A 26,051-nucleotide genomic window follows, 5' to 3' on the forward strand; every position below is an offset into this window, starting at 1 on the left:
CTTAGTACGTATCAACCTACCCCTATAGCCTTTAATATAATCCTCATAGTCTCAGCATCAATAGTGCCTGCCATCATTAGCCCATTGCAGATATAGATCAAAATCACCATCAGAATCCCCGGCATAAAGGTAATAACATCTACTGCTTTAATCCCGGACTTCTCCTTCTTTATTTCTCTGGCATCCTTTGATGTATTCTTAATAAAAGCATAAAGAAAAACCCCTAGAATTGCTGCCGTGATAACAAACACCATCGAATAAAAGACTATTACTATGGCAAGTTGGACCCCGGAAAACTTTTGAAGCTCCGCAAACACATCTCCTGCATTCGATGCATTCACTCCGGATGCACCGGGAATACCCACTTCTTCCATGTACTCGGTCATCTTCATAGACAAGAAAAGGGCAGCTACAGCTAAAGAGTTATTGGTAAAATGAGCAAACATTCCGATAAGTATAGAATTACTCCTGTATACCAGAAATCCTATTAACGCGCCTAGCAAGAAAGTCCCAAAAAGCTTCTGAAAATCAAAATGAATAAGTCCAAAGAGAAATGCAGTTATTAGAATAGATTTGACTATCCCAAGTCTCTCCAATCCCCTCTGGATTACTCCTCTAAACAGAAATTCCTCACATATTCCTGCAGAAGCCCCTATAACCAGTATACTGATAAGAAAACCTACAGCGTCACTTCCAACAGGAACCTGGGTAATTTCCACAGTACCAAACAAAAGCTTTACCAGAAGCATGTTCAAAATATTAAAAAGTCCTACTACCGGTATGGAAAAGAACATGATGCAAAATACCAGAAAGAAATTCATAAAGCCCGTTTTATTTATTCTCAATACTTTTTTTACATCAAACCTGAACAATACCAAAAAAAGCAAAGGAGGCAACATTATGAGAAGAACCTCCGAAAGAGCTCCTCCAAGGTTGAACCCCAATCCTTTCTGCAATCTCGTGGATACAAACACCATAAGTATCACTACAATGGAATAAAGGGCTCCCACCTGCATTATGCCTGGCATTTTAATATCTTCAGTCTGACTTTCTACTCCCTGCATATCCAAACTGCTTTGCTCCATTGAAAACTCTTCCACGATTAATTCCCCCTTCGTAATTAATGCAAAGCTAAAAGTACTATGTATTTATTATAGACTATTTAAAATAATTATTAAAGATTCCCAAGAGGCCAAATAAAATCTTGGTACATCGAGTCCCTTCGCTTTTGCCTCTTTCATTTCATTCCAAGAGGCCAAAATATAATAATCGGGCAAATTTAGCATGCCCGATTATTATAGAAGAAGGATCAATAATATATCATATAAAACAACAACTCTACATTGTCAGCACTCCGTTTGGTGTATCAATTATCATAAGGATGTTTTCCTCCCTACCGGTTTCGGTGTTGATATAGACAAGAAAATCCTTATCATTCAGCTTGCCCTTAAACTCATAAGTGTATAATTCCGTCTTGTAGTCTGTAGGTATTATTGCAAGGCCGGAGCTTAAAATCTCCATCCTCGATGAAATCTTGGACCGTGCCTCTTCCATAGTAAGTTTTGGAGACGGAATATTTCTCTCTATATGGTTGGAAAGATACCCTTTGCTCTCAAAGCCTATTATTTCACCATTATCCAATGCAATTTTTACTTTTATAAGGTCAGGATATACAACAACATCTCCCTGCTTGTAAGCATAATTGATAATCGCTGTATTGTCCTCTTTCAAGTAATAGGTATCCACCATATCCTTGTATCCACGCTCATCTAAGAACTTCTTCCCCAACTCTTTCGCCTGGTCGATGTTTATATTTTCTTCTGCCCCAATCGGTCTATTGTAAAGCATCCATAAAACATGGCCTCCCTTTTGGGTCGCATCCACAATCGCTGTCTGATCCTCGGGCATATTATTAAACTTAACCGTGTAGCTGTAGGTTTTTATAGTTGTCGCATCATTTCTTCCGGTATCCTCTACTGCACTAACCTTATCCTTGCCAAAGAAATTTATAACATTCTGCTTTGCCTCTTCCGAGGTCATATCATTTCCAGTAAGTCCCTTTGGCTCTGTTGAACTCATGTGGTCGGAAAAAGGACCATCATAAATCAAAGTAGGATAATCCTGAAAGGTCTTATCTATGTTCTCAAACTGCTCCATGGGCATGTTCTGAGATGTTTTCTGAAACAACGGGGTCCCTTTATTTGCGAGTTCTCCCCATTTTATTCTCCCTGCCGTTAGCTGGTTTTGAAGATCATTTAAGCTTTGCTCCAATGATACAGAATAACCATGAAGCTGCTCAATAAGTTTATACTGCTCCTCGGTCATGCTCTTTCCTGACATATTTTGGTTGTTTATGGAATAAGCCAAGTCTCCCACCTGTGTAAGGAATTTCGATGTATTGGCCAGTACGTCCGGAGTTATGGGCAGCTGTCCTAAATTGCTTTGAGCAAGATTCGACTGCCTCCAAGCTTCCTGCATAGTCTGTGCCGTCTTTTCCGGGTTGTTGCTGATAAGGGATTTTACCAGCAATACCTCGACATTATTCACATATCCCACCATTTCGTAAAAGGCACGGTTATACTGGTTATCGAGCTCCTGTCTCAAATCTGCCGCATGCTTGTATTGATAAAAACCCCACATAGCTACAGCAGCAATTGCCACAACTACAATACTGTACATTTTTCTGTCGGATAATCTTCTTTTAAAATCCAGTAGTTTCTCTCTGATACTCAAAAGGCTGCACCTCCTAATTTATATGCTAAAAATTATATTCCGAAATTATGCTTTCCGATTTTGGTAACTATTTTCCTGCTCCATATCCATTTGCTAGTCGCAGTTGCCGGGTTCCAGTAGTATACGCACCCATTGGTAGGATCCCATCCACTCAAAGCATCTCTTGCAGCTTTTAGAACAGTTGAATTCGGATCAATAGGCACACCTATCTGCCCGTCGGAAACTGCTGTAAATGCGCCCGGCTGATATATGACCCCTGCGATAGTTTTGGGAAACCTCGGATCCTTTGTCCTGTTCAGAATAACTGCACCTACTGCTACTTGTCCCTCATAGGGTTCTCCTCTGGCTTCCCCATTGATTGCCCTCGCAAGAAGCTGTTCATCACTTACCCGGCTTGCCTGTGCATAGGCCTCACCCCATCGGGAAACGGTAGTAAGTCCCATGGCAGTCAAAGTATCTTTTTCTGCGATACCTGTTACAGGCAAATTGTATGTTTTTTGAAAATCCCTTACGGCTAAATATGTCTTAAAGTCATAAACTCCGCTTATTTTGCCGTCATAATACTCCCAGTTCTTAAGCCTTTGCTGCAGCTTCATGACATCCTCGCTTTCCATATCCGGCTCAAGTCTGTCGGTAATTGGTGCTATAAAGACCTCACTATTTAAGAACAGGGGCATACTAACAGAAAATATAACAACAAGAATAAGTATTCTTCTTAACATCTTCAAAAGTATTCAATCCTCCTTTATAAGAAACACTAATACCGGTTTAGAACCAAAAACAGTATAACTCTACAAAAGACATTGCTATACATTCAAAGATATTTTTTGTTCTATTGCAAAAAATATTCGTAAATTCACTAAAATTATGTATAACATCATGCAAACCCCCAGATAATAACATTAGGAAGCGAATAATTTTAATCTACGAGGTAAACAAATGAATGTTCTGTTTTTATCAATCTCATTGGGATCGGGGCATATTAAGGCAGCCGAGGCTTTGCGTAAGTATATTGTGCTAAGGTACCCCACCGCAAAAACTTTAATAGTGGATACTTTTAAATACATAAACCCTTTAATTCATACAGTAGTTGTAGATGGATACCTTAATATTGTCAAATACGCGCCCCAAGTCTATGGGGGTCTTTACAGGATGTCTGAATATCGCAAAAATGTAAACAGGATGAGCAGGGTTCTGAGCCAGCTTATGGCTCCTAAAATCCATAAGCTGATACAAGATTTTAAGCCCTCAATAATTGTATGCACTCATCCTTTTCCTCTACAAATGATTGCATACCTGAAGGAGCATTATAATCTTGCTGTGCCTTCAATAGCAATTTTGACCGATTTTGTCAACCATCCCTTCTGGTTTCACAATAATATTGAGGCCTATATAGTTGCTCATGACTATATTAAAAGAGATATGATTGAATGCGGAATTTCTGAAAACCGGATATTTACTTATGGAATACCCATAGCACCGGAATTTTTGAAAAGCGCACCTAAAGCGCAGGTAAGAAAAGAGCTATCCTTGAAAAACACCCTGACTATGCTTCTCATGGGTGGAAGCCTTGGAATAGGAGATATTGAGAGTGCCTTTAAATCCTTTGCGAAATGCAAAAGGAATATTCAAATTATTGCTGCTGCCGGCAAGAACGGCTCCCTTGAAAAAAGACTTAACGATTTCGGGGCTTCATGCAGCATACCTGTCAAAATTTTTGGTTATGCAGATAATATTCCTATGCTCATGGACGGAGCAGACTTTATTGTCACGAAACCGGGAGGAATGACAATATCGGAAGCTCTGGTAAAAAAGCTTCCCGCCCTTATAATCTCTCCAATTCCCGGACAAGAGGAAAGAAATGAACAGTTCCTTATAAATAGTGGTGCCGCAGTTAGAATTCAGAAAAACACAAATATTGACAGTATCCTGTGTCAAGTTTATGACAATAAATTAAGATATACGCAGATGAAGGAAATAGCCGGAACCCTCGCAAAACCAGATTCCGGCCACAATATTGTCAATCTCATTGAAAAACTTATCAATGATAATGAAAAAGGCCTATTCAAATATTCGTTTAATGCCCTTTAATCTTTTAAAATAATATTCCGTATCAAGACCAGTTTCGATAACTATTCCCTTTGATTTTGACGCATGTACAAACTTGCCATCTCCAGCATAAACACCCACATGGGACACATCTTTTAGCTCTTCATTGCTGCTGAAGAAAATCAGATCCCCCACTTTTAACTCGGCTGTGCCTCCAATTTCATTTTGGATAAACTCAAATTGCATGTCGGCATCTCTTGGCAGATCCACTCCGTTTATTCTGCTGCAAATATACACAAGACCCGAGCAGTCAACACCTTCCCAACTGCTTACTCCTCCCCAGAGATACGGCGTACCCTTAAATTTATTCACAGTAGCCATGAAATCCTGTGCAGAAGTAGTCGGTACCAAACTTCCTGATGGGACTCTTATTGTATCTTTGGTGTCAATCCATCCTGTTAATCCTCCCGGCAAAACTACCTCATAATACCGATCTTTTTTTCCCCTTATGAAAAGCTCCGTTCCCATGACAACATCCTTCAGAGTAACTCCTCCGCCTGCCGAAGAATAAACCTTCTTTGTCTTTCCGGTAACTACAGCTCTGTCGGTATACTTCTCCTCCATAATACTTGTACAATCTCTATCAACAAATTTTGACTTAAGCCATCCGATATATCCGTCCACCACTTTTACCTTTGTCCAAGTGCCCTTTTCCTCAATCACATCAACTTTCTGATTGAAAATAGCCTGGGTTACCCTTTCCGAGTTTATATCAGGCTCCCGGAAAATATCAACCACCGTATCCAATACAACTGCCTTATCCTTGTATTTGTTCTCGATATCCAAAACCCCTTCATCACTGCTCCTTGGCTTCGTGGTCTCATTCTTCGCTCTATCGTCGCCATTGGAAATATCCGTATTCGCTTCTTGAGATAACTGCCTACAGCCACAGGCAAACACCCCAAATACTCCTGTTATCACAAAAAACAATAATATTCTTCTCATCACTACTCTATTCACAAATATTCTTTTCATCATGACCTCCACATTTATCCCTACAAAGAACTGTTCTATCTTCTAAAACTTCTAGCAAGCTTCCAATTTAATAATATTTAAACCTTTGCCAAAAATCTCCCTGGCAGCTTCTACTTCCCTTTCCTTGCATGTAAAGAATATAATCTGGCGCTCTTTTGACAGAGCAAAAAGCATCTTTAGAGTACTCAAGACCCTATTGTCATCATAGTGGGCAAATACCTCATCCATAATAAGAGGCAAAACTTCTCCTCCATCTTCAATGGTCTGGGCAAGAGCAAGTCTAAATGCAAGATATAGCTGCTCAACGGTACCTCCGCTTAAAAAAGGCAATTCTACAATCCGCCCGGTATCCGGTTCTAATGCTTTTATCATAAGGCTGTCATCGGCTCTTACATCATTGTATTTGTCTTGTGTTATAAGGCCGGTTATATTACCTAGCTTATGATTTAATGTTGGCGCAAATTCCCTATTGATTTCAAGAGCTGCCTCTTCAAGGATATCCAGAGCGGTCTTTAAGCTAAAGCCTATATCCTGAAGATGGCTTTTCTCTCCTTCAAGTTCTGCTAATCTTGCTTCAATTTCCTGAATTTCATCTTCAATTAAAGAGACTCTTTCCACAAGAGCCTGATTTCTGCTCATCTCTAGTAGGATTTTATCAATCTCTTCAGTTATCTCGGGAAGTAAATTCTCTATGTAGCTTTCTGCGTGTTCAAAGTCTGCGTCGTAAATTTTCTCCATTAAGTCGTTATATTTTGAAGAAGCATCGGCAAAGCTATACGCCTTCTGAATTCTTACGGAATATTCCTCAATTTTTTCATAAAGGTCATTCACTCTGGCCTCTATATTATCAATGCCCTCTAATAAATCCCCCTTGTTAGGCGAGCTTGACCCAAATAATGAAGAAGCCCTCTCATAAAGAGATTGCAAGTAAGTATCAATATCCTTTTGTTTCTCCCCTAATCTTGAAATATTTTCAATACTTTCCATATATTTTGCAATCCCCGACTGAAAATTCTCTATATGCTCTAATCTTATTTCCTTTTCTTCTAAGCCAATTATAGCGCACGTTCTAAGCCTGTCAAGCACTAAAATTCGAACCTTCTTTATATACAACCGATTCTCTTCCATCTCCCTCTCAAGTTCAGCCATTCTGCTGCTTTGGCGGGTAAAATCCAGAAACATATTTTCGTACAGGGTTTTCTTTTTAATAAAATCCCCCACATTTTCCGCACCCACCATAGAAAAAATTTGATGGATCTCTTCCTGTTTTGACGCAATCTCCCTATCTGTTTCCTTCATTCTTGAAAGCAGCATGTTTTTACTGTCATTGAGCCTTTGAATCTTATTTTTATTGCCTATTCCCATACAAACAAATATCAGCAATAATGCCGCAAAAACAAAGGTCAACGCCATTAAAACAGGCTTTTGCGAAAAAAATACTGTACCAATCCCGGATAAAAGGGTCAGAATTATGGAAGCCCCAATGCCTGCCTTTAGTAGTCCTTGCCTATGAGAAGCAGCATTTATATCTTCATTCAAAGCGTCATTATTTATATCCTTTTTCATCCGCTCAAGGCTTTTTATACTGTCCGATAGACTTTGCACCCTATCCTCTATACTTTCATCAAAGCTGCTAAAGGCTTTATATTCTTCGAGTTCCGATCTAGCCGCTTGTATCTCCTGCATTAATGCCGTTTGCTTTTTTTGAAGTCGTTCCTTTTCCTTTATCGCATCTTTCAGCTTGTTGTATAAAACACTAATGAGCCCCGGGTCATCATCCGCATATTTCGAATAGGGTTCATACTGCTTTTTCATCCCATGATAAAGTATAATCTGCTGATTAAGATTCTCTCTTTCCTGTTCATATCTATTTATATCTTTTATAATTGAGGCAAGCTCCCTTTTTTGCTTCTTCAATTCTTCAATGCTTCTTCTAAGTTCAACAACCTTTCTTGCATAGACAAGGGCTTCTCTTTTTTCCTCATGCTGCCCCTTTAGCTCACGAAGTTCTCTGATTTTTTCTTCAGCCTCAAATATTTTGTCTTTTTCTTCAATAAGACACTTTTTCCTCTGCCCGAACTCATCCAACTTTGAATTTACAATATCCAGCGGCCGTGTTGTGCTTCTCTCAGTCCCGACATAGCTCATGAGCGAATCCTTCAATGTATCCCTCGCCCTCTTAAGAGAAATTTCCTCCGAGCCTGTCTCTCTGATATTTGAGAGCTTGTCCAAAAGCTCTCTGCTCCCGGCAACATCAATTTTTGCATCCATCTGTCCTACAAATACGGTTCTTTCAAAGCAGGCTTCATTTATGCCAAGATGATTTAAAGCAAACAAAGGTCCTCTGTCCCTGCTTTTCTTAAAGGTATCGCTTATATCATTGAATAAAGAGTCATATACCTTGACGGTATTATCCTTAAAATCTCTTTCCACAGTAAATGAAGCTCCGCTGTCCAGACTGTACACAATGCTTCCTCCGTAGAAATTTCCGTCCCAGGGACTATACCTTTTCAAAGGAGGGATATTGGCGTTTCTTATATTTTTTCCTCCCTTCAGGGAATATAGCATGCCCCGGATAAACCATTGAACTGTTGTTTTTCCGGCTTCATTTTCACCGTATACTAAATTAAAGCCTTTTGAAAAACCCATTATTAAATTGTGAAGCTTTCCAAACCCCTTTATATCAAGCTTTTCGATCTTCATATCTGCTCCTTAAATTTACAGTACTTCTACCTTGCCCTGTTCTAAGGCCTCAATTCCGTATTGCATTGACTTCATAAGAAGATGCTTTTCTTTGGCACTTTCGGCCTTATTTATAAGTGAAAGCATTTTTTTGACAAACAGGCCTTTTAGACCTGGTTCGTTCATAATATCCTCATAATTATATTGATTGATGGTTTCATCATTTACGACTGCATAAAAAAAGCTGTCCCCAATAGCATCGGCTATATCTGCAGCATTAATATGGTATCCCGGCAGGGTATAACCCTTTAAAGTTATATGTATGAGGTTATCTCGGTTTTCGTCTTTTACTGCTTCCCTGTAAATCCGATCTATGATCCGGTTGTCACTCTCAAAACAGTCGGATTTGATTTCCAGTGATTTATACTGCCTTCTGTTTGTTTTCTCAAACCTTACATGAAGCTTTTTTTCCTTCTTTGACACAAATTCTATCTTGCCGATAAAAACACCATGCTCCCCTTCCTCGTCAAAGCCCAATGGTTCCGGACTTCCGGGGTTGTATATATTCCCACTCTTACCTATACCTCGCAAAGTATTATGAAAATGCCCTAATGCTATATAATCCATGCCTAGTAAATCAAGTTCGCCGCTAGTCATAGGATTATACCTGCTCTTTTTGAAATTCAAATCCACAGTACCGTGAACTGCCAAAAGGTTAATATACTTTGGGTCCACTGGTTCAATATTGCTTATTAGACTTTTTTCTTCATGGAAATTGGCAAAGCCGACACCGTATACACAGGCATTATACTCCTCAAGAAAGACTTTTGGCCTGTCCTCGGACAAAATAAAGACATTTTTGCTCCACTCAAAGTTTTGGTAATAAGAATTGGGAATATAGGGATCATGGTTTCCCGGCACAATAAATACTTTTATTTCGGGAATCTCGCTAAATTTTTTATTTATATAATGGATTGTAGACTTTTTCACATATTCATGCTCATAAAGATCTCCGCTTATGAGCATAATGTCCACAGCTTCCTTTATCGCAAGGTCAATTATTCTATCAAACACCTGTAGAAGATCCCGCCTTCTTTGCTCTGCTACTGCAATCTTAGAACCTAATGAGCTAAAAGGCGCGTCAAGATGAATATCTGAAAAATGCAGAAACTTTAATGAATTCATATTGCAAGCCACCCCAAAATCTTCATATTGCCTTGATTCTTATAGAATATCATATCAAAGTTTCTGCCAAAATGATATATTTAAATTGAATGCTATATATCTTTTATATCACCATCCTGTACAAAGAAGGTGGTATTAATTACAGGCCTGTCTATTTCCTTAATAATATTTTTTATTTCAAGAACAACACCGGGATAAGCTTTCTTTAATATCGCTATTTCTCCTTCCCCTCTGGTCCTTAATACATTGGCGATTGATATTTTTTCCTCTTCAAGCTTCTGTAATTCATCCTTTATCCGGTTAAACCTCTGTTTGATGCCGTCAGCCTTAAAACTATCTGCTTTTTTTTGCTGTTCATTACCGAAATAATTCATCGCCTCAAACTTTACCTTTACCAATTCATTCTTTATCGTCTCAATACTGTTTATTACCTCTTGGAGTCTTTCCTTCAGCTTATTTCTATTAAACCCTTTAACCGATATAATCGTACGTTTTTCACTGGGTGAGCCCAAAATGGGAGACATTACTTTTGTTTCACACTGTATACTTCCGCCGGATATCTGTCCCTTGGGCGAATCAATTATAACTTCTTTAGCTGTAATATTGCTGTTGATGCAATAAAGGCCCACATGTACGCTTCCTTCGCAAATAATAGTGGCATCCGAAATAAACTTCGAATAAATATCCTTTTTAGCCTTTATTATCGTCCTGTTTTTGCCTGCTATTCCACCTTTGATATAGATACTTCCCTCTCTGCTGATCACTTCTTTTACACTGCCTATTCCATAAACCCCGAGTATTTCTATGTCCTGGTTTGACACCAATGAAAATCCGTCTGCAACTGTACCCTTTACACTTACAAAACCGTCAAAATCAACATTCCCTGTTTTAAAGTCCAAATCCCCTTCTATCTCAAGGTGGTTCGATACACTTATCTTATCTCCTTCATAATGTACGGCTCCGCTCCTTAATGCAAAGAGATATGTCACTCCATTTTTATGTTCCTCTTTGACCGTGTTCTTGTCATAATGTAAGGGATGTTTTTTCCCAGGTACAGCAGGTATTGGATTGCCCTTTACCGATTTGCCCTCAACTCCCGGTTTCGGATCAATCCTTTCTCCTAACCAATCTCCAACCTCCACCCTGTTTATAAGGTTAAGCTCATAGTGGTCTACTTTACCATCCTCTTTTATCTCAGGCGTTGCTTTTTTAATTTCATACATTTTTACGACCGAATCTTCTCCATTCTCAGGGGGTATGCCTTCAGCTATCAGGATTTGCTTATTATTGCAAAGCTCATTTAATAATACATCCTGCTTAACCCCATAGACAACGCCTGCCTTTTCAAGGCTTTCCACTATCTCTTCCATAAGCTTTATCCGTGCATCTCCGGAAAACTCCCGTTCTTCTACACAGAGCTTAATATATGCTTTTAACTCGTCGCTTGAGAGCTCTATACTTATTCTATCTTTAAGCTCACCAAATTTGGCCGGAGGCTTTGGCGCAAAGAGTATTGAATTTTTAATTGCCATAAAGCTGGTAATCTTTATTTCTGGGTGTTCACCTAATATTTTGTTGAATTCCTCCACTGACATGCCTTTTTTGTAGGATTCAATATAAAAGCCGTCAGTTTCTTTTATTACGCTTATATAAGAAGAAAAATACACAATATTATCCTGCGCCATACTAAAATCCCCATTTCTCTAAATAGATCCTTATATAGCTAATATATTTCTTTCTACACCACTTAATGGAATTGACTTTGATAAGAACTGTCATAGATTATTATCGGATAATTGCAACTATAACATTATTGCAATCATAATAAGTTATAATATATTTAAAGTCCTGATTAAATCCTGAATTTGCTTTTATTTCTCTCATATAAGACGCTTTCAAATGCCACAGCTTCATTTAAAATATTTTCAATACTTTCCATGGTTTCTTGGGAATCGAAACTTGAATTAATCTGATGTTTCATCATGCTAACTGTACTTTTTATATAGTCAAGCTTCACATCTATTCTCTCTAAGTCATTTTTTTCTTCTTTGAGTCTGTTAATTATTTTTTCATCCATCTCAACAATTCTTTTTATATCCTCATACACTTTGGGATTATCAGCAAAATTAAGCTTTCTTGTGTTTTGTGAAAGCCTTTCCATCAAGGAATTTATATTTGTACGGTCTACAGCCTTGCTTCTTATGCAAAAGTCCTTAAGCAGATTCAAATAGGATATAGTGAGATTTAGGGTATACTCAGCAATCTTCTCCTTTATATGATTGGATTTGTCCTTATTATAGGATTTTAGTATATCGTCCTTGTCTTTTACTAAAGAAGAAAGTTTTTTGTAGTACGCAGAATTGGTGTACTTTTTAGTATCTGCAGTCAATTGCAGACACATCTTGTTCATCTTTTTTATTTCCTTTTCCTTCTCTTTATGAAGAAAATTTTCCTGAAATTCTCTATCCGTAAAGCTCTTTAACACCAGCCCAAAATAAAGTATGACAGCGGAAATGGCGGCATACGAAGATGGGAAGTGGGCAAATTCGGCAGCTGCCAATCCCATTCCCATAAAAACCAAAAGCATACCTAAATTTTTATAATAAATAATTGAATTCCAAAAAAGCTTTAGTTTCATATATCCCCTCTTAGTGAAACACACCCCTTATGAGGAGTGTGTGTTTTATTCACAATCATCTTATGAATTCGCTTTGTTTTCAGTCTTTTCCTTAACTTCAAATCCTTGCTCACCGCTCAGCAAAGCCTCAGCCCTTGCTCTTGCCCTGTCACGAGCAGAGTTCATATCAAGCTTCTTAAGCTTCAATTCTGTATTAGTCTCATTCAAGCTTTCAACAGCATTAGCTCTTGCAATCTTTTTGTTAACAATTTCTCTCGCACGGTCCATATCTTGATTGATATTCCCAACCTTGTTGTTCTGGGAAGTATATTTTGCATTTACCGAATTGATGTTTTCCTTCAGCCTTGCCATCTTCTCTTGAGTCTTCAGAGTTTTTAGCTCGTTGAGCTTTGCTGTCATTTCAGCCTCAAACACCTTATAATTCTCACGTATATTTTCAACTTCTCTTAAAGCATTATCGTGAGTTGCTTTATGTGTCTCATAAACAGTCTGATACTCCTCTTCCTGCATGAGAAGCTCCACCAGAAGTTCCTTGTCACCCTGTCTTTGAGCTGCTTCAACTCTGGACCTTACCGCAGCGAGATTCTTTTCCGCATTCTTCATTTCAATTTTTATCATTTCTGCATTTGTCTGAATTTCAATTATTTGCTGTTCTGCTTCCTTACGAGCCTTATTTATCTGATTTTTGATGTCCTCGAACAATAAGTTCGGATTGTTTTCCTCAAGTCCTCCAACAAATAAACCAAAAAAGCCTCGAATCAAACTTCCAAGTCTGCTAAAAAAGCCCATACCTAATCCTCCTTGTAAATAGAATCGTTCATCTTTTAATTTATAACAAATATGTTCTGTTGTAAACTGTAAATCAATAAAATTTTAATCAAATATTCTTATGCATAGTTTGCATATTTCATTCTCTATAAAACCTCATCAAGTTTTGATCTGTCATCGAGAATATACCTGTACCTTTCGGGCAAGAGATCCTTATCGTCGCATTCCTTAATTGCCAGCATTGTCATAAACTCTACCTGCTGAGTACTCGGCCTGCACCTTGAAATCGCTTCATTGAGTATCTCTGCCGTCAGGATGCATCCTTCCACATCATCTTCATTTGCAAGTTCATAAGCCTTTCTTACCACCGTCTCAATTTCTGCACCGGTATAACTTTCCGTTTGTGCCGCAAAAGATGTAAAGTCCTTTATGTCTGTCTCAAAGCCATATTTCTTTATCATTATTTTAAATATATCTGCTCTTTCATTCTCCTCAGGAAGAAGTATGGGTATCTTTTTATCAAACCTTCCGGCTCTTTTTAAAGCAGCATCTAAAAGATCAGGCCTGTTTGTTGCAGCAATAAAGATAACCTTACCCCTATTATTTGTATTACTGGTGAACTGCAAAAATTCACTAAAAATATTTCTGCTTACTCCGTTGTCGCCACTTTCTCCTCTTCTGAAGGCTGTATCTATTTCATCAACAAATACAATTACCGGTTGCTGTGATTGTGCACCTAGAAGACATTTTTTGAAATTCTTCTCACTTTCTCCCACGTACTGTCCTAAGATCCTCGACATATCAATCTTTACACAGTTAAATCCGCTTGACTTTGCCAGTGCATTTACAAGTAAAGTCTTTCCGGTCCCCGACGGTCCACATAAAAGTATTCCCATTGGCACCCGTCTTAAGTCACCTTTCTTTATAGGTTCTACAATATTTTTGAGAAGATAGCTCTTGGCCCGTTCCATACCTCCGATATCTTCAAAGCTTATTTCGGGATATATGAACTCCAGAACATCTCCATACTCTTTTTTCAGCACAGAATGCTTCTTATCCTTAATGAATTCAAAGCTTATCGGAACATCCTCCGCTTCAGCTTTCAGCTTTATATCCTTTATGGCCTTTTTGCTAAGACCTGAGGAAAGCTTGGCAAACTCGTCAATGGAAATATCTATTTTTATATTCTCATCTTTCAATAGATGTTCTATATATTTCCTACGTTCTTCTTCATCCGGCAGTTCCACGAGAATCGGTTCTACTCTGTAGGATGAATTCAAGACCTCGCTGCTTACTTCAGCCAAGTTGTTTGCCGTCATAATTATTGTGCTTCCTACTGTGGAAATTTTTGCGTCATTTGACCATTCACAAAGCCAAATAAGCGCCATTCTTTCTTCCATCGACATCGAAGCCGTATCGCCGGAAGGAATTATCTTCTCCGCATGTTCTATAAACAGAACCATTTTCGTGCTCTTTAGAGCAATATCAATGTACGGAAATATCTTTGACGGCAGCACTCTTTTGAGTCCAATGGTCTCATTTGAGGTTATCTTGTTGAATTCTCTTTCCATTCCCGGCTCTAGAAAAGTCAGACCTCTTGAAATGTCATAGAATGCCACTATAGAAAAACCTCTCTGCTTTATAAACTCCTCATAAAGATATCTGTCTATATACCTGTAGTCGTCAACCACATCCCTGATGTTGAAATAAAGAATAAATTCGTGAGATATTCCTGCTTTATAAATGCTTAAAAATTTATCAAACCACATTTTTTGTTTTTTATCCTCCTAAAGATAATCCCTTGCGATTTATATACAGTAATTATACGATATTTTTTCGAAAAGTTCACTATCTGTTAATAAAAACCTTGGAATATATCAGATTATTAATACTCTTGGGTTCTATTATCCTCTTCTATTGCAATATTGATTTTAAGTCTGCCACAAGCAGTAATATAGTCCATAGATATAGGTTCAACCTTCGGAACAGTGATAAGAGCATCCTTACCTTCTAAGACTATAGGTAGCGCCGCCTTAATCTCTGCCGAGTACAAATTATTAAGTTCTTCTATGGCGTTGTCGGCAATAATTCTGTTTAGCTTCTTAACAGACTCCAATACCATATTTTCGTTTTGGGGATCAAAATCCGTTCCAATCATGTTTTTTGCCAAAGCAAGGGCCAGGTCCTTTTCCATATCAATCAAAAATCTTCCCTTCATTTTGCCGAAAAAATTAATAATAGAGGCTACTCCAAGGGATTTAATATCTTCATTTTGTGTGTAAAAGGTCCCTTCCGTACAAATTTCAATATCTGCATTCTTCCTGAAAATATTCTTTATACTTTCTATAAACGGAATATATAATTGACCGCTTACCATTGCTGTCCTCCTTTTAATTTGCTTCCCACCAGTTGTAATCAGCCCCTGAAAGATATATTTTCGGTATCCTCTTTAAGGGTTTTCTAAGTATTTTTTCGTCTATTTTATATCATACCATAACATAAACTCATTAAAAATCATCAGAAAGCTTAATTTTTAATTTACTATCTATTGTTTCTTTTTATTACTTTATTAAGTATATTTTCTAATAAAAAATCTTTTTGAAAAGAATAGTTGTATTGGCATATTGATTGAGAATAATTAAATTGGTCTTTTGAAATGCTATAAAGTATATATAAAGAACATAATAAGCATATTTTTTACAATAATAAGCCGTTTAAGGAGGTATTTATGGAAACAGCAATTTTTAATGTTCCGTCAATTTCATGCAGCGCTTGTTCTAGTAAAATTGAGGAAAACGTAAGAGAATTAAAGGGTATAGGAAATGTGTATTCCGACCTTAAAAGCCAACAGGTAAAAATCGAATACAATCCATCGGATATAAGCCCGCAGGAAATAAAAAAGCATATTGCCCAAATGGGTTATGAAATAATTTAGAACCAAAGGTGGAGGTTATACTCCTCCACCTACCTTCATATTCTTTATTGCTTTTATTATTGCTGTCTCCTGTTGGTTTATATGCTTTTGTGCATACTCCTGAGCAGCTGTTTTGTCCCGGGTTGAAATGGCCTCTAGGATGTATTGATGCTCTTTAATAAGTTCCTTGGGATTGCTGTAATCCTTTAAATATATTACCCTAAACCTCTGAATCTGTTCGCGTAAATTGCTTGAAATCTGAATAAGCCTTTCATTTCGTGATGCCCGATATATTAATTCATGAAACTCTACGTCCTTTTTTATCGAGCCCTGCAAATTGTCTTTATTCGCGTAAGCTAAAAATTGCGATTGTATATGCTCCAATTCCTTTATCTCTCCATCGGTTATCCTTTCGGCCGCAAGTGCCGTTGCCAAACCGTCAAGAGATGCCCTGACCTCCAAAACATCCATAATATCTTTTGCTGAAAGCTCCGCTACATGTGCTCCTTTCCGAGGAAGCATTTCCACAAGTCCTTCCAGCTCAAGCTTTCTTATTGCTTCTCTTACAGGTGTACGACTGACTCCCATCTTTTCTGCCAGTTTGACTTCCATAAGTCTTTCTCCCGGCTTTAATTCACCTGCAATAATAGCCTCTCTAAGTGTATTAAAAATTACCTCCCTTAAGGGTTTATAATCATTTAAATTTACCTTTGAAAGCTTTCCAGCCATTAAATTCTCTCCTCACTTAGTGTTTTTTACAAAACTAGATGTTTTGCAATAAACATTTTACATTGATTTTTAGTATTGCAACATATATTCCAAATGCCGTTACAATCCTCATAGTGTTTGTGTCACAAAGCATTCCCATTTGCCATCCTTTAGACTTTCATAGGCGCGGTGAGCCTTTTCGCTATCTTCGAATATACCGAACACAGAAGGGCCGCTTCCGCTCATCATACTTCCCAAAGCTCCAAGCCTTCGTAGCTCATTTTTTATATCATTTATGACACCGTATTTTTCTATTGTAACTGTTTCCAGCACATTTCTCATATTTTGCGCCAGAGAGCCAATATCTTTCTTAGAAATTGCATTTATTAGAAAATCCGTATCCGGTCTTAAGGATATTTTATCCAATTTCAAATTATTGTATACCCATGCTGTTGACACACCAACTTTGGGCTTTACCAAGACAATATCCACCCCTTGAAAGGATGATATCTTTGTTAGTTTTTCTCCAATTCCCTCGGAGAGCATGGTTCCACCCCTAATACAAAAAGGTACATCCGCCCCAATCTGCTTTCCGATGTCCATAAGTTCGTCCTCATTGAGATTAAGATCAAAAAGTTCATTCATTCCTTTAATCACTGCCGCCGCATCGGCACTTCCTCCTGCCAAACCTGCCGCCACAGGAATTCTCTTAAGGATTTTAATACTGACACCGCTTGTGACTTTATACTTCTCCATAATGAGGTTTGCTGCCTTATAGGCAATATTGTCATTTCCTCCGGGTACCCATGGTTTGTCGCATCCCACTTCAATTCCCGTATCCCTTGTTTCAAGTATTACCTTGTCATGCAAAGTTATAGTTTGCATAATCATTCTGACCTCATGATAACCATCCTGTCTCTTTCCGATTACATCAAGGGATAAATTAATTTTTGCATGGGCGTCTAAGCTAATTGATTTCATTTTTCACCTGATTTCAATATTTTTATGTAAACCTTTTAATTTTACTTACAGAGCAGCACTTATTGTGCTATATATATTTTTATATTATATACAATAAACATTTCTTTTTCAATAAAATCTCTTAACGCAAAAAAGTCCGAAATCTTCGACTTCGGACCTTTATTATAACACCTCGGTTCAAAGAAAATTTTCGGTTGTAGAAAAGTTTTCTTACCTCGGCGGTTTTTCAACTAGGCACAAGATAACTCACCGTCTGAAAGGCTAACCGGTAAGCTAATTGCTTAACCTATTTTCCTTGGGACTATTATCTGCTGTCCTATACCAATAATATCGTCCTCATTAAGCTCATTTACTCTCAAAATATCTTCTACCGTTGTACGATATTTCTTGGCTATCTTCCAGAGACTGTCGCCGGGTTGAGAGAAATATATAGTTATACTTGGATACTGCTCATTACCTCTGTCTTCAATAGGTGATTCGCTTACATTTGATATAAGTGATATTTCCGTCTGCTCCACCAATCTGACATTAATATCTACTACAACCCTTACCTCAACCTCATTTGCTGAAATCACGCTGTAGTTGCAGTGTTCAACTTCCAAGTCAACGTCACATTTCATCCCCAGCCTTGAACCTTCAATATCAATTCTTTGGCTAAAAGGCATTTCATGATTATAGGCAAATACCGGTTGTTCTGTATTATTGGCTACATACAGGATACTATTCTTGACAGCTCCCTCAAGATTAACATACCCATCCCCGGTGCTATATTCAAATAGACTGGGTTTGCACAAAATATTGAATACCTCGGATATATCGGGACTATTGCCGTCAAACTCTACTATTTCCTTTAATGTTATTTGACTTCTATTCCTTGTCACAACTCTATTAATTTTAAATGCCTGCTTCTCATGCTCGACTTGCGTTCTTAAGCTATATGCGTCGGATATAATTTCCACATTTCTCTTATCCGTTGCTTCAGCCGCAAGCCCTACCGTTACCTCTGCCTTCAGCACTCTCAATTCTCCATCGCTGTCTTCTTGCGGAGTAAAGGAAGCGCTCCTTATTTTATAATCCACTTCACATTCGGAGTTTTCACTAATACCGGGAAGGTCAATAAACTGCGTAAAGGAAACCTCATGCTCCATAAACTGGACACTTCTCTCCTCATTATCCCCTATGTATAAAGTAAGTATGTTTATATCTCCCTTGGCAATAATCTTATCATCTGAAATTCTGTAATCTTTTCCTACTATTTTTACATCGTTTCTTAGTATTTCTTTTATAGCCGGTTTTCCCGCAGGTATCTCCAACATTTCATCGGAAGTACAGTTGACTGTATTTTCTCCAAGGTAGCAGTATATATCTACGTTATCTTTTAAAACCTGTATATCTTCAATACCCCTTAAATCGTTTACAAACTCCTGTTCTACGTCATTTATGGCCTTTGCATTAATTTTGAGAATGGTTTTGACATTGATTTTTCTTCCGTTCAGTATCTCATAATCAATATGCTCTATGTCGTATTTTACCTTTGTTTTCATTCCTGGCCGGGTATTTGACACATCAACTGTATGCGAAAAATCACTAGAAGTATTTATACTTTTTACAGCCTGTTCAGGGCCATCGGAAACATATAGTATCTTGTAGCAGACGGTACCATCCACATGTATTCTATCCTGTGAAGCTTGAGAATCTCCTTCTATTACCTCACCGTCAAGAAGAAGAATTCTTGCAACATCCGGATTAATGTCAGGTACGATTATATCATGCTCAACAATTGTCTGTGAGAAATCTTCACCAACAGAGTAATTGACTTTTGTGGATTCTCTAACAAGTTCAAGGGACATTCTCCATCCTCCTTAAATATTATTCCGTAACGATTTGTATCATTAAATCACCGAGGTTAATCAGGATTACACCAAAATAAACACCTGCCTACTAAATATATATTGACAAGGCTTTTAAAATATTCCCTTGAATACAATAAATGATAAAATCTTTTTATGCTGTATTTAAAAGATCTAGTTGAAAGTACCATTCGGCATACGGCTGTTCACTAAGAATTACGTACAATCCTTGCTAACCATCTCTGTGATAAACTATATCCATAAAGTTCTTTAATTTGCTTACTAATATCTCGTGTAGACTTTGCTTTTCACATAAAGCAATAACTTTCTCTCCAGTCTTGAATAATATTTAATAACTCTTGCCAAGAAGGAGACTTTTGACTCTCATATACACGAAATCTTAAATATCGTCTTTTAAGAATTTGATACACATATATATAAAATATTGCTTATTATCCGTTCTTCTACTCTGTTAATAATCTCTATAATCTCCCTGTAAATTTACGATATAGTAGTACTAACTGTCATGTAAATTCATGCTAATAATCCTTCGTTTGGATCATAGGTATAATAAACCCCTACCTCCTATACCGAGAAAAAGCATAAAAGAACCGGATTTTGCAATCCGGTTCTTTTATGCTTTTTAAGTAATATTAAATTCAATCCTCTATACATTATAACACCTAAAACTCATTTCCAACTAACTGACCTGTATTTTTCTATTATCCTCACAAACAACTATTTCCACAGCTTTCGTAAGAATGTCCGTATAACTGTAAGATACTCTCCTTATTGCTTCATAATCGTTTTCAAATTTAACTACGAAGATGCTAGGATAGGTGTTTTCAAGTATTCCTTCTCTAATAAATGCCTTTTTTCTCCCCTTATTGGCCTTGAGCTGAATCTTCTGTCCGATACAGGTCTCAATATCTTTCTTTATTTGAAACAGGCTGCTCTTTTCCATCATTGAATCACCTCATCTTCTGTTTGCCAACATTATACCATATCAAGCCAAGCTTGTCAAAGAAAAATATTATATTATAACAGGGAAAAAATATTCGTGTCAAGCTTTTTTTTAGAGGTGATTTCTTACATACAGCCCTCCTGAAGCCAGCCATACTAAATATTGATGAAATTGCTCAATATCTCATCAATATTTAGTATGGCAGACCCAAAACATTCATTAAAATCTATATCATTTATTATTTTATATTATAAGGTTCCCGTGGAAATCCATCTCTGTATTTCCCTCTTGTTTCTACTCCACCTATACCTTTGACTCCGGTAATTGTTTTGCTAATTACATCCTGCGGACTCACCACTTGGTTTATGCTTGTAAACGCTATTTTTTCACATATCATTACCGGATCAAGGGCATGAATAAGTACTCTGTAGGGTGAACTTGCAAAGTTTGCGCCGGCTTCAATGATTTTTTTATACATTGACTGACATGCACCGGCAAAAATAACTAGACTGTCTAAGTTGCTATTAAAGCGTCTGGCCTCTCGCACTGCTTCGACATAATATTTCGAATTTCTGTAATTCTCTATATCCGAGTATCCGTCCTCGCTCTTTATCACACCATCATGGCCGGTCAGCACAAGGATGTCGGGCTTATGCTCCTTTAAAAGATTATATATTTTTAAAGGTTGTTCCTTTTCCTTTACATATACACCTACGGCTTCCATCCCAAACTTTCTATATTCCTCCATACATGTATCGAGATAATCCCTATCCCCATCTATATGAAGGACCTTACCAGGGTTTGGAAAACTCTCATTATTCTCTTTAGCAACGTCACGAAAAAATTTTTTTTTTACTTTTTCCCTCATCAGCGATTCGTTTAGGCTCCTCACCTTCTCGTTAACCGATCTGTTAACCCGTGCATTATATTCCCGAACACAATTATCCGATTGCACGACCAGGTCGGTTTCAGGGGCATCAGCCTCCAGCCTGTAGCAAATACCTTTTAGTATAACTATCTTATTTCCCTTTTCGTATTTTATATCAACAACCTTGAACAATATGTCGGAACCATAGGATTTTCTTGCTACAATATCCCCAATTTTTAAACTCATTAATACCACCCTCTTTTTTCCTTCCTACTATACATAATATGTTTTATCCCGTTGATTTGTGAGGGGTATTGAAATACTGTGCCAATAAACGATATAATAAAATATAATAAACTATTCCTGCTTTTATACTTATAAATGGGAACAGTGCTCAGGAGGTATTAAGCGTGCTTACAGATATACAAATAGCCCAATCATGTAAAATGAAGCCTATAAATCAAATTGCTGCAGACCTTGGTATCGAGGACGAAGAGCTTGAGCTCTACGGAAAGTACAAAGCAAAATTATCCGATAAGCTCTGGGAAAGATTAAAGGATAAGCCCGACGGCAAACTTATTCTGGTTACTGCAATAAACCCTACACCAGCCGGTGAAGGAAAGACCACCACCACCGTTGGACTGGGGCAGGCTATGTCAAAAATCGGAAAAAGGGCAGTAATTGCTTTGAGAGAGCCATCTTTAGGTCCTGTAATGGGAATCAAAGGTGGAGCAGCCGGTGGAGGATATTCCCAAGTAGTTCCCATGGAAGATATAAACTTACACTTTACAGGGGACATGCACGCGATAACCGCTGCCAACAATTTGTTGTCAGCTGCTATCGATAATCATATACAACAGGGAAATGATCTTAATATTGACGTACGGCAGATAATATGGAAAAGAGCAATGGACATGAATGACCGAGCCCTTAGAAGTATTCTTGTGGGTCTTGGCGGCAAAGCAAACGGTACCCCTAGAGAGGATGGTTTTCAAATAACGGTCGCATCGGAGGTTATGGCTATTTTGTGCCTCTCAACCGGGCTTATGGACCTTAAGGAACGCCTTGGAAGAATACTCATAGGATATTCCTACGACGGCAAACCGATCTTTGCAAAGGATTTAAAGGTGAACGGAGCCATGGCTTTGCTCATGAAGGATGCCATAAAGCCAAACCTCGTTCAAACTCTGGAAAACACTCCTGCAATAATGCATGGAGGCCCCTTTGCCAATATAGCCCACGGCTGTAACAGTATCATTGCTACCCGTCTAGGGTTAAAGCTTGCCGACTATTGCATCACTGAAGCTGGATTCGGTGCAGATCTAGGTGCCGAAAAGTTTTTTGATATCAAATGCCGCTGTTCAGGGTTAAAACCTGACTCAGTCGTACTTGTGGCTACCATAAGAGCTCTTAAGTATAACGGTGGTGTGAAAAAAGAGAATCTGGGGATTGAAAATATTGAAGCCCTTAAAAGAGGGTTTGTAAACCTTGAAAAGCATATAGAAAATATCAGGAAGTTCAACGTTCCAATCCTCGTAGCTATCAACCACTTTAATACTGACTCCGAAGCTGAAATCGAATACGTTAAGAATCGATGCAAGGATATGGGTGTTGAGGTTGCGTTCTCCGACGTTTTCTCAAAAGGCTCCGAAGGAGGCATAGAACTGGCACAAAAGCTTGTTAAGCTTACCGAAACTCAAAAATCGAACTTCAAACCTCTTTATGACGTCAATCTCTCTATAAGGGAAAAAATTGAGGTTATTGCCAAGGAAATTTATGGAGCAGACGGTGTCAACATTTTGCCGTCAGCTGAAAAAGCAATCAAAAAAATAGAAGACCTTAAGATGGATAAGCTGCCCATATGTATAGCCAAGACACAATACTCCCTTTCTGACGATCCATCCCTTTTGGGAAGGCCTGAAGGGTTTGTCATTACAGTTAGAGAAATAAAGCTTTCTTCTGGAGCAGGATTTATTGTTGCAATAACCGGCGATATTATGACAATGCCGGGTCTTCCTAAAATTCCTGCTGCAGAAAAAATCGATATTAGTGAAGATGGGGTTATTACAGGCCTTTTCTAAAAAATAGTCAAAGTTATAATATATACTCAAAGCCCAAGGGGTATATGCCCCTTGGCCCTTATTTTGGCCTCTTGGAATGAAATGAAAGAGGCAAAAGCGAAGGGACTCGATGTCCCAAGCTTTTATTTTATTTAATTCAGATAATCAGACTTTATTAAATTCATTTAAAAACTTTTTATGATACTCAATTTCTTCAATCACCTCGTTAAACCTTGCGACAAAACTTTTTTCTCTTCGTATGCGCCTACTGTTGTAATACCTGTTTATCACTCTCCAGAACTTTTGGGGAAATTGAAGCATGATTTTCAAAATCTCAAACTCTTCCTTTGAAATGGGCTCTATGGATGTATAGGCATCAATTATAACCATTGCCTCATCTATATTCCAGTTGCACTTTCTCATTTTCCTTCTTAAAAGGTTTGCAACATCATATACTTTTAGTTCAAAGCTGCAATATTCAAAATTTATGACTGATGTTTCAGAGTTATTGCAAATTATATTGCAATGGGTATAATCATGATGACAAAAGGACCTATCTTCGCAACTTTTTTTTACCACCTCATTATACATTGAATTGTATACCCTCTCCAATGCATTCTCTCCCAGTTCATAAAAATAGTCAATATACTCAAGAATCAAATAATCAAATCTTCCCTTTTCCCTTTGTGCTATCTTTTTTGTCCTTTTTATCTCTTCCAATCTCTTATTAAAATACTCGGGAAGTTTTCCCAAGTCATCCTTTGCTATGCTATTTTGCGGAGGAATATATCCTTTTGAAGCCTTATGCAGCATTGCCAAAGTTTTTGAGGCTCTTATGACATCATCCCTGTTATTAAAATCACACTCCCTACCTTCCACTGCCTCTGAGACAGTATAAAATACTCCATTTACGAATGATACCGGGCTTCCGGATTTATTATATAAATACCTGTCTATGCTCTTAAAATCGTTATTGTATAAATGTTCTTTTGCTCCGTGTACAAATATTATGCGTTCCGGTGAATAGTTAACACTCTTTAAAACTTTCTTTCCTTGCGATGTTTCAATAATATAATAGTTTTTTAATGGATAAATCCTATCTATATCAAAATCATATATCTTGGACAATTCTTTATCTATATCTTGCATTTTTTCAACCCCCAGACATCCTATAGCTTATTTTTCTTAATTGCATTTTTATTCTGCAAACTAAGTTTAAAGTCTACAGAGGCTTATAAATTCAGCTCTATTCGACTGAAATCTCTTCCCGTAGAACAATGCTCTCAATTTACTCTCCGTATAATTATAATCATATTAACACGTCCTATAAATTAGAACCGGATTTTTTGCCGAACTAAGCTTAGCACCTTCAAAATCAAGAAGGATGCAAATATCGATAGAAGCGGTATCATAGGAAATGCGTACCTGTCAAAGGCCATATAAACACAGTGGGTCGCATTAAAATAAAGCATTATCATTATCGGCAGGCTGTATTTGCCGATTCCCTTGAATAATAATACAATTATGCCCATAAAACCTGCATAAACTATAAATAGATGACTATATAATACAATGGAGTGGGGAATGTTGAAAAATCTCTTCCAATAGAAAACTGTTCTCCAGAATAGGTTTGTCTTATCTATCGTATACCATTTAAGATATCCCCAGAAGTTGTTCCCAAACCCTTCCTTTATCCTCATTTTTGCAACTTCAACTTCCGTTTTGTTAGTTTCGAAGGCATTCCTCCCCAGCTTGTAATACACGATATTTTCCGGTGTTTGCTCATAATCTACATACGTTCCCTGAAGCATGGGATTTCCACTGGAAGCCGCAAGGGGTATAAACTCCCCATACTCCCGATAGTTCCTTATCCACCAGGGAGATACTACTGCCACAAAAACCACAAACATGATAGCTCCCAACTTTATCATGTCAATAATTTTAAAGCGTTCATACCAGAATAAATAGATAAATAAAAAAACGGGATATAGAGCAATAGTCGGCCTGCACAATGTTGCAACAGCCCAAAGAACTCCCAAGAGTCCAAAATGAGCCTTCCTAGGCTTTTTTGAAAATAACAGGCTAAAATATATAAGAAGACAGAGAAGCATTGTAAAAAGCGTTTCTGTCAGCATATATCCTACTGTTATGATGTTTGGAATATAGAATGCCACCAGAAATGCCGTGAGCAAGCCAACATTTTTATTAAAAAGCCTCTCGGCAATCAAATAAATAAGCAGTATGGTAACAGAGCTCATTATAGCTTGTATAATTCTCACTGCCTGAAAACCGGTAAACCCCATACCAAAAAACTTAAAAACCAGAGCAAGAAAAAAAGGATACACCGGTGTTACAAAGACAGTGGGTTCATTTAAATTGTGGAATATGTAAATACCTCTTTTTACGAGTACTGTAGCACTCTTTACATAGTTTAAATCATCGCTGGACAAGGTTAAACTGTTTTGATACTTTATTATCAAAACAATCTTAATAATTAGAGATATAAAGATAATCAACATCAAGGTAAAATAATGCTTGTTTTTTTGTGTCATTTCCATCTACTCCGCAAAGCTTTTTGCCCTATTTCTCTTTTGCCTCTTTCATTTTACTAAAAGA

Annotated in this window: 21 protein-coding genes; 3 read left to right on the forward strand and 18 right to left on the reverse strand. The window is 37.6% G+C overall.

What is annotated here, in order from left to right; genetic code table 11:
• Positions 1 to 11: 11 nt before the first annotated feature.
• From EFD62_RS10655 to sleB, 3 genes are all read right to left on the reverse strand, one after another.
• Positions 12 to 1,100, reverse strand: a complete 1,089-nt coding sequence (locus EFD62_RS10655) for a type II CAAX endopeptidase family protein (protein WP_069195442.1) — start codon at positions 1,098 to 1,100, stop codon at positions 12 to 14.
• Between the two features lie 238 nt (positions 1,101 to 1,338).
• Complete coding sequence (gene ypeB / locus EFD62_RS10660; protein ID WP_083225217.1) at positions 1,339 to 2,733, reverse strand: germination protein YpeB; 1,395 nt, start codon at positions 2,731 to 2,733, stop codon at positions 1,339 to 1,341.
• Between the two features lie 32 nt (positions 2,734 to 2,765).
• Positions 2,766 to 3,455 carry a spore cortex-lytic enzyme gene (sleB, locus tag EFD62_RS10665; protein ID WP_069196382.1) on the reverse strand — a complete coding sequence of 230 codons (690 nt, stop codon included), beginning with the start codon at positions 3,453 to 3,455 and terminating at the stop codon, positions 2,766 to 2,768.
• A gap of 217 nt (positions 3,456 to 3,672) precedes the next feature.
• On the opposite strand from sleB, the gene EFD62_RS10670 reads away from it, so the two are divergent.
• Positions 3,673 to 4,824 (forward strand): MGDG synthase family glycosyltransferase, encoded by a 1,152-nt coding sequence (locus EFD62_RS10670; protein WP_069195441.1) that lies wholly within the window; start codon positions 3,673 to 3,675, stop codon positions 4,822 to 4,824.
• Here EFD62_RS10670 and EFD62_RS10675 read toward each other — a convergent pair.
• The 8 genes from EFD62_RS10675 to EFD62_RS10710 form a co-directional block, all read right to left on the reverse strand.
• Positions 4,795 to 5,817 (reverse strand): C40 family peptidase, encoded by a 1,023-nt coding sequence (locus EFD62_RS10675; RefSeq protein WP_069195440.1) that lies wholly within the window; start codon positions 5,815 to 5,817, stop codon positions 4,795 to 4,797. The genes EFD62_RS10670 and EFD62_RS10675 overlap by 30 nt on opposite strands.
• Positions 5,818 to 5,868: 51 nt before the next feature.
• Positions 5,869 to 8,520 carry an ATP-binding protein gene (locus tag EFD62_RS10680; RefSeq protein WP_128706089.1) on the reverse strand — a complete coding sequence of 884 codons (2,652 nt, stop codon included), beginning with the start codon at positions 8,518 to 8,520 and terminating at the stop codon, positions 5,869 to 5,871.
• A gap of 15 nt (positions 8,521 to 8,535) precedes the next feature.
• Positions 8,536 to 9,684 carry a metallophosphoesterase family protein gene (locus EFD62_RS10685; protein WP_128706090.1) on the reverse strand — a complete coding sequence of 383 codons (1,149 nt, stop codon included), beginning with the start codon at positions 9,682 to 9,684 and terminating at the stop codon, positions 8,536 to 8,538.
• Between the two features lie 92 nt (positions 9,685 to 9,776).
• Positions 9,777 to 11,369 (reverse strand): DUF342 domain-containing protein, encoded by a 1,593-nt coding sequence (locus EFD62_RS10690; RefSeq protein ID WP_069195437.1) that lies wholly within the window; start codon positions 11,367 to 11,369, stop codon positions 9,777 to 9,779.
• Between the two features lie 167 nt (positions 11,370 to 11,536).
• Positions 11,537 to 12,322, reverse strand: coding sequence for a hypothetical protein (locus tag EFD62_RS10695; RefSeq protein ID WP_069195436.1), 786 nt, complete (start codon positions 12,320 to 12,322; stop codon positions 11,537 to 11,539).
• A 60-nt stretch (positions 12,323 to 12,382) separates the two neighbouring features.
• Complete coding sequence (locus EFD62_RS10700; RefSeq protein ID WP_069195435.1) at positions 12,383 to 13,111, reverse strand: PspA/IM30 family protein; 729 nt, start codon at positions 13,109 to 13,111, stop codon at positions 12,383 to 12,385.
• A gap of 125 nt (positions 13,112 to 13,236) precedes the next feature.
• On the reverse strand, positions 13,237 to 14,859 hold the full coding sequence (locus tag EFD62_RS10705) for an AAA family ATPase (protein WP_128706091.1): 1,623 nt from the start codon (positions 14,857 to 14,859) through the stop codon (positions 13,237 to 13,239).
• Between the two features lie 116 nt (positions 14,860 to 14,975).
• Positions 14,976 to 15,467: a chemotaxis protein CheX gene (locus tag EFD62_RS10710; RefSeq protein ID WP_128706092.1), complete on the reverse strand. Its 492-nt coding sequence runs from the start codon at positions 15,465 to 15,467 to the stop codon at positions 14,976 to 14,978.
• A 351-nt stretch (positions 15,468 to 15,818) separates the two neighbouring features.
• Here EFD62_RS10710 and EFD62_RS10715 point away from each other — a divergent pair, with 351 nt between their 5' ends.
• Entirely contained in the window at positions 15,819 to 16,025 is a 207-nt protein-coding gene (locus tag EFD62_RS10715) for a heavy-metal-associated domain-containing protein (protein ID WP_069195432.1), read from the forward strand.
• A 15-nt stretch (positions 16,026 to 16,040) separates the two neighbouring features.
• Here EFD62_RS10715 and EFD62_RS10720 read toward each other — a convergent pair whose 3' ends face one another.
• The 5 genes from EFD62_RS10720 to yabG form a co-directional block, all read right to left on the reverse strand.
• Positions 16,041 to 16,733, reverse strand: coding sequence for a GntR family transcriptional regulator (locus EFD62_RS10720; RefSeq protein ID WP_069195431.1), 693 nt, complete (start codon positions 16,731 to 16,733; stop codon positions 16,041 to 16,043).
• A 108-nt stretch (positions 16,734 to 16,841) separates the two neighbouring features.
• A complete protein-coding gene (gene ispE / locus EFD62_RS10725; RefSeq protein ID WP_128706093.1) occupies positions 16,842 to 17,693 on the reverse strand; it encodes a 4-(cytidine 5'-diphospho)-2-C-methyl-D-erythritol kinase in 852 nt (283 codons plus the stop codon).
• Positions 17,694 to 17,974: 281 nt separating this feature from the next.
• Complete coding sequence (locus EFD62_RS10730) at positions 17,975 to 19,543, reverse strand: DUF3794 and LysM peptidoglycan-binding domain-containing protein (RefSeq protein ID WP_069195429.1); 1,569 nt, start codon at positions 19,541 to 19,543, stop codon at positions 17,975 to 17,977.
• Positions 19,544 to 20,243: 700 nt separating this feature from the next.
• Positions 20,244 to 20,510, reverse strand: a complete 267-nt coding sequence (locus tag EFD62_RS10735) for a Veg family protein (protein ID WP_069195428.1) — start codon at positions 20,508 to 20,510, stop codon at positions 20,244 to 20,246.
• A gap of 235 nt (positions 20,511 to 20,745) precedes the next feature.
• Positions 20,746 to 21,621 (reverse strand): sporulation peptidase YabG, encoded by an 876-nt coding sequence (gene yabG, locus EFD62_RS10740; protein WP_069195427.1) that lies wholly within the window; start codon positions 21,619 to 21,621, stop codon positions 20,746 to 20,748.
• Between the two features lie 164 nt (positions 21,622 to 21,785).
• Here yabG and EFD62_RS10745 point away from each other — a divergent pair, with 164 nt between their 5' ends.
• Positions 21,786 to 23,456 (forward strand): formate--tetrahydrofolate ligase, encoded by a 1,671-nt coding sequence (locus EFD62_RS10745; protein ID WP_128706094.1) that lies wholly within the window; start codon positions 21,786 to 21,788, stop codon positions 23,454 to 23,456.
• Between the two features lie 144 nt (positions 23,457 to 23,600).
• Here EFD62_RS10745 and EFD62_RS10750 read toward each other — a convergent pair whose 3' ends face one another.
• Together EFD62_RS10750 and EFD62_RS10755 are read right to left on the reverse strand one after the other, a co-directional pair.
• Positions 23,601 to 24,584 (reverse strand): CotS family spore coat protein, encoded by a 984-nt coding sequence (locus EFD62_RS10750; RefSeq protein WP_069195425.1) that lies wholly within the window; start codon positions 24,582 to 24,584, stop codon positions 23,601 to 23,603.
• A 182-nt stretch (positions 24,585 to 24,766) separates the two neighbouring features.
• Positions 24,767 to 25,987: a glycosyltransferase family 39 protein gene (locus tag EFD62_RS10755; RefSeq protein WP_128706096.1), complete on the reverse strand. Its 1,221-nt coding sequence runs from the start codon at positions 25,985 to 25,987 to the stop codon at positions 24,767 to 24,769.
• Between the last annotated feature and the right edge of the window lie 64 nt (positions 25,988 to 26,051).

Source organism: Acetivibrio mesophilus, from assembly GCF_004102745.1.
Lineage (GTDB): Bacteria > Bacillota > Clostridia > Acetivibrionales > Acetivibrionaceae > Hungateiclostridium > Hungateiclostridium mesophilum.

Coding starts and splice junctions, on each gene's coding strand:
- EFD62_RS10720 (WP_069195431.1), bottom strand. CDS start 16,733: ATGGCTGGAAAGCTTTCAAAGGTAAATTTAAATGATTATAAACCCTTA.
- EFD62_RS10685 (WP_128706090.1), bottom strand. CDS start 9,684: ATGAATTCATTAAAGTTTCTGCATTTTTCAGATATTCATCTTGACGCG.
- EFD62_RS10680 (WP_128706089.1), bottom strand. CDS start 8,520: ATGAAGATCGAAAAGCTTGATATAAAGGGGTTTGGAAAGCTTCACAAT.
- EFD62_RS10735 (WP_069195428.1), bottom strand. CDS start 20,510: ATGATGGAAAAGAGCAGCCTGTTTCAAATAAAGAAAGATATTGAGACC.
- EFD62_RS10755 (WP_128706096.1), bottom strand. CDS start 25,987: ATGACACAAAAAAACAAGCATTATTTTACCTTGATGTTGATTATCTTT.
- EFD62_RS10730 (WP_069195429.1), bottom strand. CDS start 19,543: ATGTCCCTTGAACTTGTTAGAGAATCCACAAAAGTCAATTACTCTGTT.
- EFD62_RS10715 (WP_069195432.1), top strand. CDS start 15,819: ATGGAAACAGCAATTTTTAATGTTCCGTCAATTTCATGCAGCGCTTGT.
- EFD62_RS10670 (WP_069195441.1), top strand. CDS start 3,673: ATGAATGTTCTGTTTTTATCAATCTCATTGGGATCGGGGCATATTAAG.
- yabG (WP_069195427.1), bottom strand. CDS start 21,621: ATGAGTTTAAAAATTGGGGATATTGTAGCAAGAAAATCCTATGGTTCC.
- EFD62_RS10690 (WP_069195437.1), bottom strand. CDS start 11,369: ATGGCGCAGGATAATATTGTGTATTTTTCTTCTTATATAAGCGTAATA.
- EFD62_RS10710 (WP_128706092.1), bottom strand. CDS start 15,467: ATGGTAAGCGGTCAATTATATATTCCGTTTATAGAAAGTATAAAGAAT.
- ispE (WP_128706093.1), bottom strand. CDS start 17,693: ATGAAATCAATTAGCTTAGACGCCCATGCAAAAATTAATTTATCCCTT.
- EFD62_RS10695 (WP_069195436.1), bottom strand. CDS start 12,322: ATGAAACTAAAGCTTTTTTGGAATTCAATTATTTATTATAAAAATTTA.
- EFD62_RS10750 (WP_069195425.1), bottom strand. CDS start 24,584: ATGCAAGATATAGATAAAGAATTGTCCAAGATATATGATTTTGATATA.
- EFD62_RS10705 (WP_128706091.1), bottom strand. CDS start 14,859: ATGTGGTTTGATAAATTTTTAAGCATTTATAAAGCAGGAATATCTCAC.
- sleB (WP_069196382.1), bottom strand. CDS start 3,455: ATGTTAAGAAGAATACTTATTCTTGTTGTTATATTTTCTGTTAGTATG.
- EFD62_RS10675 (WP_069195440.1), bottom strand. CDS start 5,817: ATGAAAAGAATATTTGTGAATAGAGTAGTGATGAGAAGAATATTATTG.
- EFD62_RS10700 (WP_069195435.1), bottom strand. CDS start 13,111: ATGGGCTTTTTTAGCAGACTTGGAAGTTTGATTCGAGGCTTTTTTGGT.